This window comes from Curtobacterium sp. MCSS17_011 (genome assembly GCF_003224275.1).
In the GTDB taxonomy this organism is placed as follows: Bacteria; Actinomycetota; Actinomycetes; order Actinomycetales; family Microbacteriaceae; genus Curtobacterium.
Map to the genome: position 1 here is coordinate 45,145 of NZ_QKLE01000007.1, position 18,432 is coordinate 63,576.

Here is an 18,432-nt window from a genome sequence, read left to right on the forward strand (position 1 = left end):
GGCGTGGCGGGGCGACAGTGCGCCGAACGCACCCGTAGCGTCGAAGCCAGCACCACATCTACCAGCATTGCCCCTGAACTTCAAGTAGAGGTTGAGGGTTCGACCGGAGGCCTGACTGACGTGACCACGAACCACAACTACCTCGCCGTCATCAAGGTCGTCGGTGTCGGCGGCGGCGGCGTCAACGCCGTCAACCGCATGATCGAGCTCGGTCTCCGTGGCGTCGAGTTCATCGCGATCAACACCGACGCCCAGGCCCTGCTGCTCAGCGACGCCGACGTCAAGCTCGACGTCGGTCGCGAGATCACCCGCGGCCTCGGCGCCGGCGCGGACCCCGAGGTCGGCCGTCGTGCCGCCGAGGACCACGCCGAGGAGATCGAAGAGGCCCTGGCGGGTGCCGACATGGTGTTCGTCACCGCGGGTGAGGGCGGCGGCACCGGCACCGGTGGCGCACCGGTCGTCGCGCGCATCGCGAAGTCCATCGGCGCGCTGACCATCGGTGTCGTCACGAAGCCCTTCAGCTTCGAGGGCAAGCGTCGCCAGTCCCAGGCCGAGAACGGCGTCGCGGGCCTCAAGGACGAGGTCGACACGCTCATCGTCGTGCCGAACGACCGTCTGCTCGAGATCAGCGACCGCGGCATCTCCATGGTCGAGGCGTTCGCCACGGCCGACCAGGTCCTGCTCGCCGGCGTGCAGGGCATCACCGACCTCATCACCACCCCGGGCCTGATCAACCTCGACTTCGCCGACGTCAAGAGCGTCATGCAGGGTGCGGGTTCCGCACTCATGGGCATCGGCTCGTCCCGCGGAGCCGACCGTGCGATCAAGGCGGCCGAGCTCGCCGTCGCGTCGCCGCTGCTCGAGGCCTCGATCGACGGTGCGCACGGCGTGCTGCTGTCGATCCAGGGTGGCTCGAACCTCGGCATCTTCGAGATCAACGACGCCGCGCGTCTGGTGCAGGAAGCCGTGCACCCCGAGGCGAACATCATCTTCGGTGCGGTCATCGACGACACCCTGGGCGACGAGGTCCGCGTGACCGTCATCGCCGCGGGCTTCGACGGCGGCGAGCCAGCGCAGCAGCAGAAGGAACGTCGCTCGAGCTACGTCGACCCGGAGTCGAGCGCCGCGGCGCCCGTCGCCGCCTCGACCGGCGCGATCGAGGACTCCACCACGTCGAGCCCGTCCTGGGCCTCGCAGGAACACCAGCCGCCGGTGCAGCGCGCCGCCGACCCGGCGTTCGACGACGACGACGAGCTCGACGTCCCCGACTTCCTGAAGTAACCCACCCTTGGTAGCCGGCACGCGCCTCCAGGCCTCGTCTCACGACGACGGACTGGAGGCGCGCGTTGCGTCCGTCCGGAGCGGCATCGCCGACGCGGCACGCGTCGCAGGGCGCTCGCCCGACGAGCTGACGCTCGTCGTCGTCACGAAGTACCACCCGGCGTCGCTCGTCCGCGAGCTCGCGGCGCTCGGCGTGACGGACGTGGGGGAGAACCGCCACCAGGAGGCGCAGGCGAAGGCTGCCGAACTGGCGGACCTCGGCCTCACCTGGCACTTCGTCGGGCAGCTGCAGTCGAAGAAGGCCCGGCAGGCGAGGCGGTACGCCCACGTCGTGCAGTCGCTCGACCGTGGCTCCGTCGTCGACGCGTTCGCCCCGACCGAAGCCGAGCCGGACCCGCCGGTGATCGACGGGTTCGTCCAGGTGAACCTCACCGACGACGCCGGTCGTGGCGGGGTGCAGCCGGACGACGTCGAGGCCATGGTGTCGCGTGTGCTGGCCACCGGGACGATCCGGCTGCGGGGTGTCATGGCGGTCGCGCCCCTCGACGAGGAGCCCCGAGCGGCCTTCGCCCGGCTCCGGTCGATCTCCGAACGGGTCGTGGCGCTGGAGCCCGGTGCGACCGACATCTCCGCCGGCATGAGCGGCGACTACGCCGAGGCGATCCTCGAGGGCGCGACACACCTGCGGATCGGCACCGCAATCACGGGAAACCGGCCGTCCGCGCCCTAGCCTCGTTGCAGGGCACCACGAGCACGAACCCCGGAGGAACCATGGCCAACCCGCTGAAGAAGACGATGGTCTACCTCGGCCTCGCCGATGAGGAACTCGACTACGAGGACGAGCCACAGGCCGAGCCCGCGCGCCAGCAGGCGGCCTCTGCGCGCCAGGCCGCAGCGGCCGCTCCCGCGCCCGCCGAACCGCAGGAGACCCCCGTCGCGGCAGCAGCCCCGGCTGCCGCTCCCGCAGCGGCGCCGGCTCCCACCAAGACGCACACCCACCAGCGCGGCGCCCAGGTCACTCCGCTCCGCCGCTCGCACACGACTGCACAGAAGGCGACCCCGGTCCAGGAAATGAACGAGATCCTCACCGTCCACCCGCGCGAGTACAAGGACGCCCAGTCCATCGCCGAGAGCTTCCGCGACGGCATCCCCGTCATCATCAACCTCTCGCAGATGACCGAGGGTGACGCCCGACGGATGATCGACTTCGCCTCCGGGCTGTCGCTCGGCCTCTTCGGCAAGATCGAGCGCGTCACGAACAAGGTCTTCCTCCTGTCGCCGGCGCACGTCGCAGTGAGCGGTGAGCCTGCTGAGGTAGAGTCCGACATCGAGGCGAACTTCTTCGCCCAGTCCTGAGCCGTACCGGCCACCCGCCCTGAGCGTCGCCCGGCGACGCTCGCCCGAGACGAGCGAGCCCCATCGTGTCCGTGATCCTAGGGATCATCTCCCTCGCGCTGCTCCTCTACTTCTTCGTGATGTGGGGGCGCTTCGCGCTCGACCTCGTGCAGAGCTTCAACCGGTCCTGGCGGCCGCGCGGGGGCATGCTCGTGGTGTCCGAGTTCGTGTACACGATCACCGATCCACCCATCCGTGCGGTCCGACGGGTGCTCCCGCCGCTCCGTCTGGGGCCGGTGGCGCTCGACTTCGGCTGGACGATCGTGATGCTCGTGGTCATCATCGCCCGGTTCGTCGTGGCCGCTCTGGCACGCAGTATCTGAGCGGACTCCCGTCCGCGACACGCGCCACGCCAGGCGCAGGTCACGATTCCGCCCCATCGTCGGTGTACGGTGGTCGGGATCGATGCCCGCTCCGGTGGCGCATCCGCACCGCACGGCACGACTGGTACATTCGGTCGCACCGCACGCGGTTCCACACGTTCAGCAGTTCTATTGAGGTGACGGCAATGGCTTTGACGCCGGAAGACGTAGTCAACAAGCGGTTCCAGCCGACGAAGTTCCGCGAGGGCTACGACCAGGACGAGGTCGACGACTTCCTCGACGAGGTCGTGGTCGAGCTCCGTCGCCTGACCGCGGAGAACGACGAGCTCCGCCAGCGCCTGCAGGCGGCCGAGTCGGCCCCGCAGCCGGCGCAGGCCGAGCAGCCCGCTCCCGCAGCCGAGCCGGAGCCCACCCCGGCCCCGGTCGAGGCAGCTCCGGAGCCCGCTCCGGTCGCAGCGGCGGCACCGACCACGACGGTCCCCGCCGACGAGGACACCGAGGGCACCACGAACCTCCTGACCCTGGCGCGTCGTCTCCACGAGGAGCACGTCCGCGAGGGCATCGAGAAGCGCGACGCGCTGATCGCCGAGGGCACGGCCCAGGCGGCTCGCCTGGTCTCCGAGGCCGAGGCGAAGCAGCGCCAGATCATCGCCGACACCGAGAACACGAACCGTCAGCGTGTCGCGGTGCTCGAGCAGGAGCAGCGCCAGCTCGAGGGCAAGATCGACGAGCTCCGGACCTTCGAGCGCGACTACCGTGCGCAGCTCAAGAGCTACATCCAGGGGCAGCTTTCCGAGCTCGACTCCTCGGGCGAGCAGTCCGGTCTCACCCCGGCGCCGGCTTCGGCGCAGGGCTTCGGCAACTGACGTTGTCGCGACCAGCATCACGAGCGAAGGTCAGTGTCCGCGCGATCGCGGCACTGGCCTTCGCCGCTGTCGTGGTGGTGGCGTTCGACCAGGTCGCCAAGACGCTGGTCGTCGCGAACCTGCCGTACGGCACCCCCGTCCCGGTCCTCGGCGGGGCGTTGCAGTTCCTGTACGTCCGGAACCCGGGGGCCGCGTTCTCGTTCGCGGTGAACATGACCTGGGTGTTCTCGGTCATCTCGGCCGCGGTCGTCGTCGCGATCATCGTGTACTCGCGTCGCATCCGGTCGATGTGGTGGGCCATCGTGCTCGGCATGCTGCTCGGCGGCGCGCTGGGCAACTTACTCGACCGGCTCTTCCGTGAGCCCGGCTTCGGTCGCGGCCACGTCGTCGACTTCATCTCGACGCCGTGGATGATGCCGGCGATCTACAACGTCGCCGACTCCTTCATCTGCATCAGCATGGTGGTCTTCGTGCTGCTGGTGATCTTCGGGGTGAACCTCGACGGCACCCGCACGCTCTCGGCCAAGCGCCAGGCGCAGCTCGACGCGGCGGAGCCGCTCGACGGCGGGGCCGCGTTCTCGGAGGCCCCGGCCGGCGTCGACGAGCCGACGCGAGCCTCCAGTCCGGACGACCGCGACCGTCGCGACACGCTGGGCCACGACGCCACGTGAGCGAGTCGCGTTCCCTACCCGTGCCCGACGGGCTCGCCGGTGAGCGCGTCGACGCCGCCATCGCGAAGCTCCTCGGCTTCAGCCGGTCGTTCGCGGCCGACGTCGTCGCCGCCGGGGGCGTCCGCGTCGACGGGGTGCCCGTCGACAAGTCGGACCGGCTCCATGTCGACTCCTGGCTCGAGGTCGAGTGGACCCCGAAGGAGCCGCCGTGCATCGTGCCGGCGGCCGTGCCGGGCATGACGATCGTGCACGACGACGAGGACATCGTCGTCGTGGACAAGCCCGTCGGCGTCGCCGCGCACCCCTCGCCGGGGTGGGACGGGCCGACCGTGCCCGGGGGCCTCGCCGCCGCCGGCTTCACGATCGCGACCTCCGGTGCCGCCGAACGCGCCGGGATCGTGCACCGCCTCGACGTCGGGACCTCGGGCCTGATGGTGGTCGCGAAGACCGAGCTCGCCTACACCTCCCTTAAGCGCGCGTTCAAGGAGCGCACGGTCGAGAAGGTCTACCACGCGCTCGCGCAGGGCCACCCCGACCCCACCTCCGGCACGATCGACGCCCCGATCGGCCGGCACCCGTCGAGCGACTGGAAGTTCGCGGTCACCTCCGACGGCAAGCCGAGCGTCACCCACTACGAGACGCTCGAGGCCTTCCGCTCCGCCACCCTGCTCGAGGTGCACCTGGAGACCGGGCGCACCCACCAGATCCGGGTGCACATGGCGGCGACACGCCACCCGCTCGTCGGGGACACGATGTACGGCGCCGACCCGGTGCTCGCGGCCGAGCTCGGGCTGACGCGCCAGTGGCTCGACGCCGTCCGGCTGGGCTTCGACCACCCCCGCACGGGCGAGTGGGTCTCGTTCGAGGCGCAGTACCCGGACGACCTGCAGGCCGCGCTGGAGCAGATCCGGAGCGCGTCGCTCTGACACGCCCGGCCGCATGCGTCGAGGGGTCGCGAACTGTCGGCTGGGGCGCCGGCAGGCGACGCTTCCCGCCCCCGCGGGGGCGAGCGTGTGGCGTGTCCTGCCCGCTCGGCGGCGCGCCCCGCGCGCGTCGTGACCGGCTGTCGGCCTGGAGGCGCGGTGCGGTCCCGCCCCGCGCCTCCAGGCCGACGCGCCCGGCCGCTTGCGTCGAGGGGTCGCGAACTGTCTGCTGCGGCACCGGCAGGCGACACTTCCCGCACCCGCGGGGGCCCGCGCGCGGCGCGTCCTGCCCGCTCGGCGGCGCGCCCCGCGCGTGTCGCGGCATTCCCGGCCGCTTGCGCCGAGGGGTCGCGAACTGGCGGCTGGGGCGCCGGCAGGCGACGCTTTCCGCACCCGCGGCGGCCTGCGCGCGGCGTGTCCCGCCCACTCGGCGGCGCGCCCCGCGCATGTCGCGACCGGACCACGGCCTGGAGGCGCGGTGCGGCCCCGCCTCGCTCCCGGCGTCCGCCTCGACGCGCGCGGGAATGTGGGCGGCCGAGGTTAGGCTGTTCCCAACCCGCAGCACACCGTACGAACCGGAGGTTCCGTGTCGGATTCCGACTCCTTCGTCCACCTGCACGTGCACAGCGAGTACTCGATGCTCGACGGTGCCGCCAGGCTCTCCGACCTCGTGGCGGAGACCGCCGCGCAGGGGATGCCCGCCGTGGCGGTGACCGACCACGGCAACATGTTCGGCGCCTTCGAGTTCTGGAAGGCGGCCAAGGCCGGTGGCGTCAAACCGATCATCGGGACCGAGGCGTACATCACGCCCCGCACACACCGCTCGGACAAGACCCGTGTGCGCTGGGGTGACGGTGGTGGCGACGACGTGTCCGGCGCCGGCTCGTACACGCACATGACGATGTTCGCCGAGAACACGACGGGCATGCACAACCTGTTCCGGTTGTCGTCCAAAGCGTCGCTCGAGGGCTACTACTTCAAGCCCCGCATGGACATCGAGCTCCTGCAGGAGTACCACCAGGGCATCATCGCCACGACGGGCTGCCCCTCGGGGGAGATCCAGACGCGCCTGCGTCTCGGCCAGTACGACGAAGCAGTGCAGGCGGCCGCGGACTACCGCGACATCTTCGGCAAGGAGAACTACTTCGCCGAGGTCATGGACCACGGGCTCGAGATCGAGCGCCGGATCATGAGCGACCTGATCCGCCTGGCGAAGGACCTCGACATCCCGCTGGTCGGTACGAACGACCTGCACTACACGCACGCCCACGACGCCAAGTCGCACGCGGCCCTGCTCTGCGTGCAGTCCGGCTCGACCCTGAACGACCCGAACCGGTTCAAGTTCGACGCCGACGAGTTCTACCTGAAGACCCCGGCGCAGATGCGGCACGTCTTCCGCGACAACCTCGAGGCCTGCGACAACACGCTGCTCATCGCGGAACGCTGCAACGTCGAGTTCGACACCTCGGCCAACTACATGCCGAAGTTCCCGGTCCCCGAGGGTGAGACCGAGCACTCCTGGTTCGAGAAAGAGGTCGCGGCGGGGTTGGAGTACCGGTACCCGGGCGGCATCTCGAAAGAGGTGCAGGACCGTGCCGACTACGAGGTCGGCATCATCAACCAGATGGGGTTCCCGGGCTACTTCCTGGTGGTCGCGGACTTCATCAACTGGTCGAAGCGCAACGGCATCCGCGTCGGACCCGGCCGTGGTTCCGGTGCCGGCTCGATGGTGGCGTACGCGATGCGCATCACCGACCTTGACCCCATCCGGCACGGCCTGATCTTCGAGCGGTTCCTCAACCCGGACCGCGTCTCCATGCCCGACTTCGACGTCGACTTCGACGACCGGCGCCGCGGTGAGGCGATCAAGTACGTCACCGAGAAGTACGGGTCGGAGCGCGTCGCGCAGATCGTCACGTACGGCACGATCAAGGCGAAGCAGGCGCTGAAGGACTCCTCGCGCGTCCTCGGGTTCCCGTTCGGCATGGGCGAGAAGCTCACCAAGGCGATGCCGCCGCCCGTGATGGGCAAGGACATCCCGCTCACCGGGATCTTCGACAAGGACCACCCGCGCTACAAGGAAGCCGTCGACGTCCGCACCGTGGTCGAGACCGACCCGGAGGCGAAGACCGTCTTCGACACCGCACTCGGGCTCGAGGGGCTGAAGCGCCAGTGGGGCGTGCACGCAGCCGGCGTCATCATGTCGAGCGACCCGCTCATCGACATCATCCCGATCATGAAGCGGGAGCAGGACGGCCAGATCGTCACGCAGTTCGACTACCCGGCAGCGGAGTCGCTCGGCCTGATCAAGATGGACTTCCTGGGGCTGCGCAACCTCACGATCATCAGTGACGCCCTCGACAACATCAAGACGAACCGTGGGACGGAACTCGACCTCGAGAACATGGGCCTCGAGGACCCCGAGGCGTACGCGCTCCTGCAGCGCGGTGACACACTCGGCGTGTTCCAGCTCGACGGCGGGCCCATGCGCGGCCTGCTGCGGCTGATGAAGCCAGACAACTTCGAGGACATCTCCGCGCTCATCGCCCTGTACCGTCCGGGCCCCATGGGCGCGAACTCGCACACGAACTACGCGCTCCGCAAGAACGGCGAGCAGCCGATCACGCCGATCCACCCGGAGCTCGAAGAGCCCCTCAAGGACATCATCGGCACCACCTACGGCCTGATCATCTACCAAGAGCAAGTGATGGCCATCGCGCAGAAGGTCGCCGGGTTCTCCCTCGGCCAGGCGGACATCCTCCGCCGCGCGATGGGCAAGAAGAAGAAGTCCGAGCTCGACAAGCAGTACGCGGGCTTCCAGCAGGGCATGAAGGACAACGGGTACTCCGACGCGGCGATCAAGACGCTGTGGGACATCCTGCTGCCCTTCTCCGACTACGCGTTCAACAAGGCGCACTCCGCCGCCTACGGTGTGGTGTCCTTCTGGACCGCGTACCTCAAGGCGCACTACCCGGCCGAGTACATGGCCGCCCTGCTGACCTCGGTCGGCGACGCCCGCGACAAGCTCGCCCTGTACCTCAACGAGTGCCGCCGCATGGGCATCAAGGTCATGCCGCCGGACGTCAACGAGTCGATCGGCTTCTTCGCCGCAGTCGGCGACGACATCCGATTCGGCATGGGTGCCATCCGCAACGTCGGGTTCAACGTCGTCGACGACATCGTCAAGGCCCGGACCGAGAAGGGCGCCTTCGAGTCGTTCCACGACTTCCTGCGCAAGATCCCGATCTCGTCGGCGAACAAGCGCACGGTCGAGTCGCTCATCAAGGCCGGTGCCTTCGACGAGTTCGGCGACACCCGACGTGCCCTGGTGGAGATCCACGAGGGCGCGGTCGAGGGCGCGGTCAAGGTCAAGCGCGACGAGGCCCACGGCAACGTCGGGTTCGACTTCGACTCGCTCTTCGCCGAGGCAGCCGAGGACGCCCCGAGCGCCGCGGTGTCCCAGGTGCCGGACCGCCCGGAGTGGTCCAAGCGCGACAAGCTCGCGTTCGAGCGCGACATGCTCGGGCTCTACGTGTCCGACCACCCGCTCGCCGGGCTCGAGATCGAGCTCGCGAAGCACCAGTCGATCACCATCGCCGACCTGCTGACCGCCGACGACTCGATCGAGGGTGAGACGGTCACCGTCGCCGGCCTGCTGACGAGCGTGCAGCACCGTGTGGCGAAGACGAGCGGCAACCCGTACGGCATCGTCGACATCGAGGACTTCGGGGGCCAGATCGGTGTGATGTTCCTGGGCAAGACCTACCAGGAGTTCGGCCCGTCGCTGGTGCCCGACTCGATCGTCGTGCTCCGTGGCCGCGTCAACGTGCGCGACGACGGCAAGGCCCTGCACGCGGTGAGCATGTTCCAGCCGAACGTCGGCGACGCGATGGGCTCCGGCCCGCTCACGCTGTCGTTGCCCGAACGACAGGCCACGACGACCACGGTGACGGAACTCGCCGCCGTGCTCGGCCGCCATCAGGGTGACACCGAGGTCCGGCTGAAGCTGCTCAAGGACGACGTCGCGCGCACCTTCGAGCTGCCGTTCCCGGTGAACCTGACCCCGGACCTGTTCGGCGAGCTGAAGAGCCTGCTCGGACCGCGCTGCCTGGTCTAGGAGCGTCGACCATGACCGGTCCGCCCAGCCCCGTGCTGCGAGCGTTCGGGGCGGGGGCGGCCACGCCCGTGCGGCTTCCCGGAGGCCGCGGGCGGACCTGGCGTGCTGGTTCGATCGTGCTCCGGCCGCACGACGAACCGGTCGAGTCCGACTGGCGGTCCGGCGTCCTCGCGGACCTGCGCCACACGCCGGACTTCCGGGCGCCTCGCCCGGTCGCCGCCAGCGACGGCACGTGGCGGTCGGGCGGCTGGGAGGCGCTCGAGTGGCTCGACGCCCGCGCCGACGAGACCCGCGTCGCCGACGTCATCCGCGCCGGTGACGCCTTCCACCGTGCCGTCGCCCACCTCGACCGCCCGGCGTTCCTCGACCGTTCCGACGACGCGTGGAGCCGCGCGGACCGCATGGTGTGGGCCGAAGCCCGCCTGCCCCGGGAGCCGTCGCTCGACCGCCTCGCCGCCGCGTTCCGCCCCGTCGTGTCGCCGTCCCAGCTCGTCCACGGCGACCTGCTCGGCAACGTGCTCTTCGCGCCGGCGCGACCGCCCGTCGTCATCGACTGGCCGCCGTACTGGCGCCCGGTGGGGCTCGGCGCCGCCGTCGCTGCGGTGGACGCGGCCTGCTGGCACGGTGTGTCCGTCAGCCGACTGCTCCCACTCGGCGACGGCGTCGCCGAGTGGGAGCAGCTCCTGGTGCGCGCGCTCGCGTTCCGCATCACGACGCTGGTCCTGCTGGACGTGTGGGATGTCGACGGGGCGGACCGTCACCGTCCGGTCATCGACGCACTGGTCTGACGGACCGGAGGCGCGGGACGGGCCCGCCACGGGCCTCCCGTCCGCTCAGCGGTCGCTTCTCAAGCGCCGCGACCGGCGAACGCGCGGAGGCGGGCGACGATGCGCGGGTTGCGTGCTCCGAAGGTGAGCGCGGCGAGGCGTCGGATCGACACCGTCGCGCGGTGCACCAGCAGGCCGGTCGCTTCGGCGATGTCCGAGACCGCGTGCCAGCGAGCGCGCAGGGACACCGGGTCGATCTCGTTCGCAGCGGCAGTGCGGACGAGCCGGACGAGGTCTTCCCCGTCGCGCCAGGTCGTGCTCTGGTTCTCGAAACGGCGCAGGATGCGGTCGATCGCCGACGCGCGGTGGTTCGCGACCGCGTACGACCAGCGGACGTCGTGTGACACGGGGTCGACGAGGATCCAGCGGGGAGCGTTCGCGTTGAGCGCGGAGAGCTGCGCGAACGTGGTCAGTGCTCCGAGCGCGACCGCGACGTCGAAGATCTGCCGTGGCCGCCCTCCGACGGCGATCGCAGCGCCCGGGAAGGCTTCACGGGCATCCCGGATCTGCGACTTCGCGACGATGACCGTGACGACGACGTCGTCCGGCGCAGCAGCGAGGGTGCCGCGCACCCGGGCGACGACCTCGTCGGTCAGGTCGGCTGGCAGGTGCAGCGCCACCCGGACGACGTCGTCGTCGGGCAGGAACGCATCGGCGAACACGTCGACGGCGTCACGGTACCGGGCGAGGAAGAGCGCGATCGCGCCTCCGTAGAAGGGGTAGCGCTCGAGCAGGATGCGCTCGTGCTCGAGTCGGAGCGAGGGACCGCGATCCCCGCTGAAGCTCGTCGAGCCCGTGTGCAGGACGAGCGCGCGGTTCGCCAACACCGAGGTGAAGCCGTGCTCGTTGATCCGCAGGCAGAAGTCGTTCTCCTCGCCGTAGCCGGGGGAGAAGACGTCGTCGAACAACCCGAAGCGCTCGACCATCTCGCGCCGGATGAGGAAGCAGAAGCCCATCGCCACCGGGGCCACCGTGTGCCGCGGGAGCAGGTACTTCGTCCGGCCGTGCAGCTCGCGAGTGCGGCGCGGTGCGAGGCTCGCTCGCGGGTTCCGCCGCGCGTAGGGGAAGGACGCGATGGTGGCGTTGTCGCTCCTCGCACACACGACACCGATCGAGTCGTCCGAGGCCAGGACCGCGGTCATCTCGTCGAGGAACCCGGGCATCGGGACGGTGTCGCTGTTGAGGAGCAGGACGTCGTTGCCCGTGTTGTCGAGTTCGAGGACGGCTCGGTTGCAGTTGCCGACGAAGCCGAGGTTCCGGCTGTTGCGCGTGTACTCGAAGCCCTCGTGGTCACCGACGAGCTCGAGCACCCGGGCCTCGATCGTGTCGACCCGGGGACCCACGTCGTTCGCCAGGAGCACGCGGTCGACAGAGAAGTCGACCGTCTCGAGCAGTGCTTCGATGCAGCGTTCGAGCCCGGGGAGGTCGTCGTAGACCGGGACGACGATCGTGACCGGACGACGGTCGCGCGTCATCGGCGAGCCAGCTTCCGGACGGCGACGCCCGGCTGGGCGAGGAGTCGGCCGACGGCCCCGGAGCGGGACCGCACGCGGCTCGCGAGGAGTCCGACGGCGGCTCTGGCACTCGTCGCACCGAGCGAGGCGTACGCGCCGGGCAGCTCGAACCAGTAGCGCGCGGCCTGGGGGAGCCGGTAGCCCTCGGTACCGACCAACGCGACCAGGCGTGCGATGGCCGCCGCGTTGTCGTGGCCCGCACCCGTGACGGCGGCGAGACGATCCGGGGCAGCCGAGCCGTGCCTCCTGGCCGCCTCCGGGTCTGCCGCGTAGGTGGCGAGGGCGTCAGCGAGGGCATCCGTGTCGTCGGCGTCGAACAACCTGCCGGTGACGCCGGGCTCGACCAGTTCCGCGCTGCCGCCCTGGCGGGTCGCGACGACCGCCTTGCCGAGCGTCATGTACTCGGCCGTGGTGCGACCGAAGGCCTCGATGGTGGAGGGGGTGACGCAGACGTCCGATGCCTGGATGAAGGGTGCGGGCGTGTGTTGTTCGCCTGCGAAGACCACGTGCTCGGCGACACCGAGCGTGCGGGCACGGTCGGTGAGTCGCTGGTCCTCGCCCGGGTGCTTCCAGCTGCCGACGAAACAGACGCTCGCGGTCACGCCACGCCGCCGCAGCGCACCGAGCGCATCGATGACGCGGTGCTGCCCCTTGGACTCCTCGACGCGGCCGAGGACCGTGATCCGGAGGCCCGGTTCGGGCTGGGGGAAGGGGATGACGGCAGGTGTGTCGTCCTTCGTCGCCAGGAGCCGGCTCGTGTCGACCGTCGGGTACGCGACGGAGAGCTTGTCGGCGGGGATGTACTGCGCCAGGTGCTCGCGCATCGCCTCGGAGTTCGTGATGACGGCACCGGACAGGAGCCCGATGTCGCCGAGGACGCCCCCGCGCCCGGTCTGGAACTGCAGGCCGTGGTCGAGGTCCCCGTACTCGCGGACGAACCAGGCCTGCGGGATCCCGAGGACGGCGGCCGCGAAGGAGGCCCATGGAGCGACGAGGGTGTTGGTGACGACGAGGTCGGGTCGCTGACGCTCGTACAGCCGGATGATGGCGTTCACTGCCGCGTAGTCAACGGTGGCGAAGGCGGCGCGTTCCGCCGCGGGAGCCGGCTGCGGGCTCGGCAGTGCCCACCCGCGGAACCGGAGGGCTTCGTACGACCAGCCGCGCGCATCGAGGGCCTCGATGAACTTGCCGCGCGGTGCCTTCGTGATGAAGGTCGGGGTCATCGTCGGGTCGATCGCCTGCCAGTCCTCCACGAACCGGAGGAGCGACCGCTCCGCCCCACCGAGGTTCACCGGCGCGGTGGAGTGGTTGGCGAAACTGACGATCACCCATTGACTCTACTGAGGTTTCACCAAGTGTTCGTGCGCCAGGCACCCGCTGTGGACAGCGTTCGTCGCGGCGAACGTGGCTTGTGCAACGTTTGTGCGAGAATGTCTCGTCCCTGAATCCCTGTGAGGAGCGCTCCGCTGCGCCCCGGAGGAGCCTGCACCCGAAGCATGACGTACCTGAACGAGCTCATGTCGTCACGGGAGCTCCTGGCGAACCTCACCGCGCGAGAGGTCAAGGGCAAGTACCGCCGCACCGTCTTCGGGCAGCTGTGGTCGTTGATCAACCCGCTCGCGACGATGCTGATCTACACGATCGTCTACTCGTTCATCTTCCGGGCGAGGCTCGAGGTCGGCGACCCCAGCGGGCTGAACATCTACCCGCTGTGGCTGATGTGCGGCCTGCTGCCGTGGATATTCGCGCGCAACGTCATCAACTCTGGGATGACCTCGATCGTGGCCAACGGGTCGCTGATCAAGAAGGTCTACTTCCCGCGCATGACGCTGCCGCTCGCAGCCGTCGGGTCGTTCGGTTTCACCTGGCTCGTCGAGATGGGTGTGCTGCTGATCGCCCTCGCGATCGCGGGCTCGAACTTCTGGATCTACCTGCCGGTGATCGCGCTGACGATGGTGTTCCTCGCCATGTTCGCCGCCGGCCTCGGCCTGATCCTGTCGATCATCAACGTGCACTTCCGCGACATGCAGCACCTCGTCGGCATCGGCCTGCAGATGTGGATGTACCTGTCGCCGATCATCTACCCGCTGTCGCTCGTCGAGGACGCCGCGAACAAGGCCGGACACCCGTGGATCATCCACGTCTACAAGCTCAACCCGATCGAGCGGTTCTCCGAGGTCTTCCGGAACCTCATGTACGACAACCGTTTCCCCAACTGGACCGACCTGGTCGCGTGCGCCATCGCTGGATGCGCCTCGCTTGCACTCGGCTACTTCGTGTTCTCCCGCAACGAGAAGAAGCTGGCTGAACTCCTGTGAACGACTCCGCCGTCTCCGTCGAACACATCTCCAAGCGCTTCCGCATGTACCACGAGCGCAACGACTCGCTGAAGAGCATGGTCATGCGCGGGAAGAAGTCCGTGCACGAGGACTTCTGGGCGCTGAAGGACGTGTCGTTCGAGGTCCCGCACGGATCGACGTTCGGCCTCATCGGCAAGAACGGGTCCGGCAAGTCGACGCTGTTGAAGTGCCTCGCCAAGATCCTCTGGCCGGAAGAGGGCTCGATCACCGCGCGTGGCAAGCAGGCGTCGCTGCTCGAGGTCGGCTCTGGGTTCCACCCCGAGCTCTCCGGTCGCGAGAACGTGTTCCTGAACGGCTCGATCCTCGGGATGAGCCGCAAGGAAGTGGCGCGGAAGTTCGACGACATCGTGTCGTTCTCGGGCGTGGGCAACTTCATCGACCAGCCCGTGAAGAACTACTCGTCGGGCATGTACGTCCGACTCGGGTTCTCCGTCGCCGTCGCGGTCACGCCGGACATCCTGGTCGTGGACGAGGTGCTGGCCGTCGGCGACGCGACGTTCCGCAAGCGCTGCCAGACCAAGTTCAAGGAGATGAAGGACGAGGGGCGCACCGTCATCCTCGTCTCGCACTCGATGGGGACCGTCAAGGACATGTGCGACCAGGTCGCATGGCTCAACGAGGGTGAGCTGAAGATGATCGGCCCGACCAAGAAGGTCGTGTCGGCGTACGAGGCGACCGTCTGAGCGTGCTCCCGCGCTGCACCTAGGCTGGAGCCGTGCAAACGGATGTTGAGGAGCTGTCGGCCTACTCGGACGACCGGGGAAACCGTATCGAGTACGTCGGCCCGAAACGGGGGAACGTCAAGATCACGTTCCGCGGGTCCAACAACGTCGTGCGGGTCCACCAACGTGCGCGCCTCGGACGGATCGTGGTGAGCATGGACTGCGACAACGGTCTGCTCGACATCGCGGAGAACCACGGTGCGCCGGCGTTCGTCGCGAACATCAGGATCGGGCAGGATTCGTCCGTGCTCGTCGGCGCCAACGCGTCCACTACCGCCAACTGCGTGATCTCGGCGACCGAGGGGACGACCGTGCGGATCGGCGACGACGTCATGATCGCTTCGCACGTCCAGATCCGGGCGGACGACGCGCACCCGATCTTCGACGTCCGCACCGGAGCACGGGTCAACGTGTCGAAGTCGATCGACATCGGTGACCACGTCTGGCTCGCACTCGGCGTCACGGTCCTCGGCGGTACCACCGTCGGGCGCGGCTCCGTGATCGGGACCGGGTCGATCGTGACGGGCCGGGTCCCCAACAACTGCATCGCCGTCGGGACACCGGCACGGGTCGTGCGGCGCGACGTCGCCTGGGAGCGGCCGCACCTCTCGCTGAAGGAGCCCTTCTACAAGCCGGACGCGTCGACGGTCGAGCGTTCGCCGTTCTGGGAGCTCACCGAAGCCGACGACTGATCCTCGGCGGGCAGCGCGGCCTCGGGCTCGGGCTCGGCTGGTCGCGGTCCGCCCGTCAACCACTCCATCATCTGGATGACGCGTTCCGAATTGCGCCCGTCCCGCGTGACGAAGGTCCGTCGCGCCCGGTCCCGGAACGTGTCCGACGGGCGGAACCCGGCCTCCGCGATCCGTTCGACAGCGCCTTCCACTTCTCGGACGGACTCCGTGACCTCGCCGAACCCGGCTTCGTCGTAGTCGAAGTACCCGCGACGACCACTGTGCGAGCCGCCGAAGAACTCGCGGAGGTCGAAGTGGAAGTACACCACCGGGACGTCGATGAAGGCGGCGTCGAAGGCCAGCGACGAGAAGTCGGTCACGAACGCGGCACTCCGCGCGAGGACGTCCTGGACACCGTCGACGGCGAAGTCGAGGATCTCCACGTCGTCGGGCAGGTGGAAGTCGGTCAGGTACGGACGGAGGAGCGGGTGCGGCATGAGCGCGAGGCGCTTCCCGGTCCGCTTCGCGAGTGCGCGGAGCTGCGGCGACGACATGAGCGCCGTGTACTCCTTGGCGAAACGGCTCTCCATGAACCGGTCGTCACGCTCCCACGCTCCGGATCCGGCCACCTGCGCCCCGACGAGGTAGTGACGCCAGGTGGGCATCACGAGGATGAGGTCGCGCTCGGCTTCCTGCTTCGCCCGGCTCTTCTCGAGGAGCGCGTCGAAGCGGGGCAGCCCGGTCAGGACGACCTCGTGCTGGGAGAAGATCCACTGCCCGTGGCCCGCGATGGCGTCCCGCTCCTGAGGCGTCGAGACCACGAACAGGTCGGGCCGCTTCGAATTGAGCCAACGCGACAGGTCGTAGTTGATCACGCCGTGTTGCAGGAAGGTGAAGTGGAAGCGCGGCTGCCCGAACTTCGACGCAGGCAGGGGCTTCGTCACGAAGTCCGCGATGTGCGATGACGCGACGTGTTCGGCGTGGAGCATCAGTTGCACCCACTCGAGCGACCGGAACGCGACCATCCGGAACCCGTCACGCTGCAGGCGGTCCCAGTCCTTGGAATCGCGGTTGAGCACGAAGAAGGCGTTGATGTCCGGACGGTGCCGTTGCACGTACCGGTAGGCGTGTTCCGCGTTGTCGTTCGCATCCGTGTCCCGGTCGATGAACACCCATGCTCCCTGGAACCGTTCACGAGCTCGTCGCGTGCGCGCGAGTGACGGTGCGACGGCGTTGCGGATGGCCGTCCGCTCCATCGACTTCTTGGCCCGGATGGCCCGCTCACGGACCGCTCGCCAGACATGCTGCTTGTTGGTCAGCTCCACCTCGTTGGGATCGACCACGCGTCGGCGCTGCGCCAGGATCTGCGGTTCGAGCTGGCGGCGGGTCAGGGTGGCGTAGTGGTTCGGCACTTCACCCCGGGCGAAGACGACCTGCTGTCGGTCCACGTGCATCTCGGTGACGTGGCCGCGGGGGATCCAGATCACGCGCCGGCGAACCAGCGGCCGACCGTAGAAGACGAAGTCCTGGACGGTCTCGAACTCGGGGACGACCTCGTGTCCGTCCACAGCGATCTGTTCCGCCGGGATGTCGCCGGTGAACCAGTACTGGAGCTGCACGAGTTGGTGGGCCTCATCGACCTGAGCGAGGTTGACGGTGTTCGGGCGGTCCGGTTCGTCCCGGTACCCGACGAGCATCGCCCGCCGCACCGCGAACTCCACGGGCAGCAGGTCGAAGGAGCGCACCGCTTCCGGACCGACGCGCTGCAGGACCGCAGCCGCCAGCTCGTGGAACTCGTCGAACGCATCGGCGGGGGCGAGGGCCGAGGGCGACCGGATCGCACGCTCGCGCCGGAAGTACCCGACGAGGTCGTAGAGGACGGTGTTCGCCACCCAACGATCGACGCGTCCGATCGCCGACGCCTCGTCGAGGAGCCCGAGGTGACCGTGACGGAGCACGTCGGTGTACTTCCGTCGGTCCTCGTGGCTCGTCTGCATGGTGGAGCTGCCGTCGCCGCGCTGACGGTAGCGGTACTTGGCCGAAGCCATCAGACCGATCCGGTGCAGTCCGTTGCGGAGCAGGTAGCGCGCGACGAAGTGGGCGTCCTCGAACGTGGGTCGGACACGACCGTCGAACCGGAGACCCGCCGCCTCGACGAGGTCACGACGCATGAACGCCGCGTTTACGCCGGTCTGCACGATGGGGTCCAACCGCATGTCGACGATGCGCGATCCCTTCTCGAAGCGCTTGCGGGACGGGTGCCCGTCCGTCACGCCGCCGTCGTCGTCCAGGAGGAGCTGATGGGCCGCGAGGAGCGCCACGTCGTCCGACGCATGCAACTCGATGAACTTCGCGACCTCTTCGAAGTACCGTTCCTCCAGCTCGTCGTCGGCGTCGACGAAGGTGACCCACTGCCCGGTCGCACGGGCTAATCCGGTGTTCCGTGCGTCGGCGATCCAGGCGTTGTCCTGGTGGATCACGGCCACGTCGGCTCCGGCGGACCTGGCCCAGTCGTCGAGGAGCAACCCGGTCGAGTCGGTCGACCCGTCATCGACGAACACGAACTGCACACGGTCGTGGTCGAACGTCTGCCGTTCGAACGACCGCAGGAGCGTCGGGAGGTACCGTTCCACGTCGAGCGCCGCCACGACGACGGAGATGAGTGGTGTGGTCCGGATCGCTGAGTCCATCGGTCGATCGGCTCCCTGTCGTCGTGATGCACGTGCTGCGATAGTTTAGGGCTGAAGTCGAGGTTGGCTCGT

15 protein-coding genes are annotated in these 18,432 nt (G+C 68.9%); 12 read left to right on the forward strand and 3 right to left on the reverse strand.

Annotation, left to right across the window (positions count from 1 at the left end; genetic code table 11):
* Positions 1-120 precede the first annotated feature (120 nt).
* The 9 genes from ftsZ (at position 121) to DEJ17_RS07235 (ending at position 10,364) form a co-directional block, all read left to right on the forward strand.
* Positions 121-1,281 carry a cell division protein FtsZ gene (gene ftsZ, locus DEJ17_RS07195; protein ID WP_027465251.1) on the forward strand — a complete coding sequence of 387 codons (1,161 nt, stop codon included), beginning with the start codon at positions 121-123 and terminating at the stop codon, positions 1,279-1,281.
* A gap of 7 nt (positions 1,282-1,288) precedes the next feature.
* Positions 1,289-2,011, forward strand: coding sequence for a YggS family pyridoxal phosphate-dependent enzyme (locus tag DEJ17_RS07200; protein WP_110892745.1), 723 nt, complete (start codon positions 1,289-1,291; stop codon positions 2,009-2,011).
* A 41-nt stretch (positions 2,012-2,052) separates the two neighbouring features.
* Positions 2,053-2,637: a cell division protein SepF gene (locus tag DEJ17_RS07205; RefSeq protein WP_110892746.1), complete on the forward strand. Its 585-nt coding sequence runs from the start codon at positions 2,053-2,055 to the stop codon at positions 2,635-2,637.
* A gap of 65 nt (positions 2,638-2,702) precedes the next feature.
* Entirely contained in the window at positions 2,703-2,999 is a 297-nt protein-coding gene (locus DEJ17_RS07210; protein WP_110892747.1) for a YggT family protein, read from the forward strand.
* A 185-nt stretch (positions 3,000-3,184) separates the two neighbouring features.
* The gene (locus DEJ17_RS07215; RefSeq protein ID WP_181421098.1) at positions 3,185-3,865 is read left to right on the forward strand and encodes a DivIVA domain-containing protein; all 681 of its coding nucleotides are present in this window, start codon (positions 3,185-3,187) and stop codon (positions 3,863-3,865) included.
* Positions 3,866-3,867: 2 nt separating this feature from the next.
* Positions 3,868-4,536, forward strand: coding sequence for a signal peptidase II (gene lspA / locus DEJ17_RS07220; RefSeq protein WP_258366697.1), 669 nt, complete (start codon positions 3,868-3,870; stop codon positions 4,534-4,536).
* Entirely contained in the window at positions 4,533-5,462 is a 930-nt protein-coding gene (locus DEJ17_RS07225) for an RluA family pseudouridine synthase (protein WP_110892749.1), read from the forward strand. The genes lspA and DEJ17_RS07225 overlap by 4 nt, the downstream gene beginning before the upstream one ends.
* A 634-nt stretch (positions 5,463-6,096) precedes the next feature.
* Complete coding sequence (gene dnaE / locus DEJ17_RS07230) at positions 6,097-9,576, forward strand: DNA polymerase III subunit alpha (protein ID WP_375342563.1); 3,480 nt, start codon at positions 6,097-6,099, stop codon at positions 9,574-9,576.
* Between the two features lie 11 nt (positions 9,577-9,587).
* Positions 9,588-10,364 carry a hypothetical protein gene (locus DEJ17_RS07235; RefSeq protein WP_110892751.1) on the forward strand — a complete coding sequence of 259 codons (777 nt, stop codon included), beginning with the start codon at positions 9,588-9,590 and terminating at the stop codon, positions 10,362-10,364.
* A 59-nt stretch (positions 10,365-10,423) separates the two neighbouring features.
* Here the strand turns inward: DEJ17_RS07235 and DEJ17_RS07240 are convergent, their stop codons facing one another.
* On the reverse strand, positions 10,424-11,878 hold the full coding sequence (locus tag DEJ17_RS07240) for a glycosyltransferase family 2 protein (RefSeq protein ID WP_110892752.1): 1,455 nt from the start codon (positions 11,876-11,878) through the stop codon (positions 10,424-10,426).
* Positions 11,875-13,245 carry a glycosyltransferase family 4 protein gene (locus DEJ17_RS07245; RefSeq protein ID WP_110892753.1) on the reverse strand — a complete coding sequence of 457 codons (1,371 nt, stop codon included), beginning with the start codon at positions 13,243-13,245 and terminating at the stop codon, positions 11,875-11,877. Before DEJ17_RS07245 ends, DEJ17_RS07240 begins: the two co-directional genes overlap by 4 nt.
* Positions 13,246-13,413: 168 nt before the next feature.
* Here DEJ17_RS07245 and DEJ17_RS07250 point away from each other — a divergent pair, with 168 nt between their 5' ends.
* From DEJ17_RS07250 to DEJ17_RS07260, 3 genes are read left to right on the forward strand one after another with little or no spacing between them, the layout of a single operon-like run.
* Positions 13,414-14,235, forward strand: a complete 822-nt coding sequence (locus tag DEJ17_RS07250) for an ABC transporter permease (RefSeq protein ID WP_110892754.1) — start codon at positions 13,414-13,416, stop codon at positions 14,233-14,235.
* Positions 14,232-14,960, forward strand: coding sequence for an ABC transporter ATP-binding protein (locus DEJ17_RS07255; RefSeq protein WP_258366700.1), 729 nt, complete (start codon positions 14,232-14,234; stop codon positions 14,958-14,960). Before DEJ17_RS07250 ends, DEJ17_RS07255 begins: the two co-directional genes overlap by 4 nt.
* A 32-nt stretch (positions 14,961-14,992) precedes the next feature.
* Positions 14,993-15,691, forward strand: a complete 699-nt coding sequence (locus DEJ17_RS07260; RefSeq protein WP_258366701.1) for an acyltransferase — start codon at positions 14,993-14,995, stop codon at positions 15,689-15,691.
* Here the strand turns inward: DEJ17_RS07260 and DEJ17_RS07265 are convergent.
* On the reverse strand, positions 15,625-18,360 hold the full coding sequence (locus tag DEJ17_RS07265) for a CDP-glycerol glycerophosphotransferase family protein (RefSeq protein WP_110892755.1): 2,736 nt from the start codon (positions 18,358-18,360) through the stop codon (positions 15,625-15,627). The genes DEJ17_RS07260 and DEJ17_RS07265 overlap by 67 nt on opposite strands.
* Between the last annotated feature and the right edge of the window lie 72 nt (positions 18,361-18,432).

What these genes read in the sequence shown, in the direction of transcription:
- DEJ17_RS07205 (WP_110892746.1), top strand. Translation starts at nt 2,053, where the DNA reads ATGGCCAACCCGCTGAAGAAGACGATGGTCTACCTCGGCCTCGCCGAT.
- DEJ17_RS07215 (WP_181421098.1), top strand. Translation starts at nt 3,185, where the DNA reads ATGGCTTTGACGCCGGAAGACGTAGTCAACAAGCGGTTCCAGCCGACG.
- dnaE (WP_375342563.1), top strand. Translation starts at nt 6,097, where the DNA reads ATGCTCGACGGTGCCGCCAGGCTCTCCGACCTCGTGGCGGAGACCGCC.
- DEJ17_RS07235 (WP_110892751.1), top strand. Translation starts at nt 9,588, where the DNA reads ATGACCGGTCCGCCCAGCCCCGTGCTGCGAGCGTTCGGGGCGGGGGCG.
- DEJ17_RS07240 (WP_110892752.1), bottom strand. Translation starts at nt 11,878, where the DNA reads ATGACGCGCGACCGTCGTCCGGTCACGATCGTCGTCCCGGTCTACGAC.
- DEJ17_RS07250 (WP_110892754.1), top strand. Translation starts at nt 13,414, where the DNA reads ATGACGTACCTGAACGAGCTCATGTCGTCACGGGAGCTCCTGGCGAAC.
- DEJ17_RS07265 (WP_110892755.1), bottom strand. Translation starts at nt 18,360, where the DNA reads ATGGACTCAGCGATCCGGACCACACCACTCATCTCCGTCGTCGTGGCG.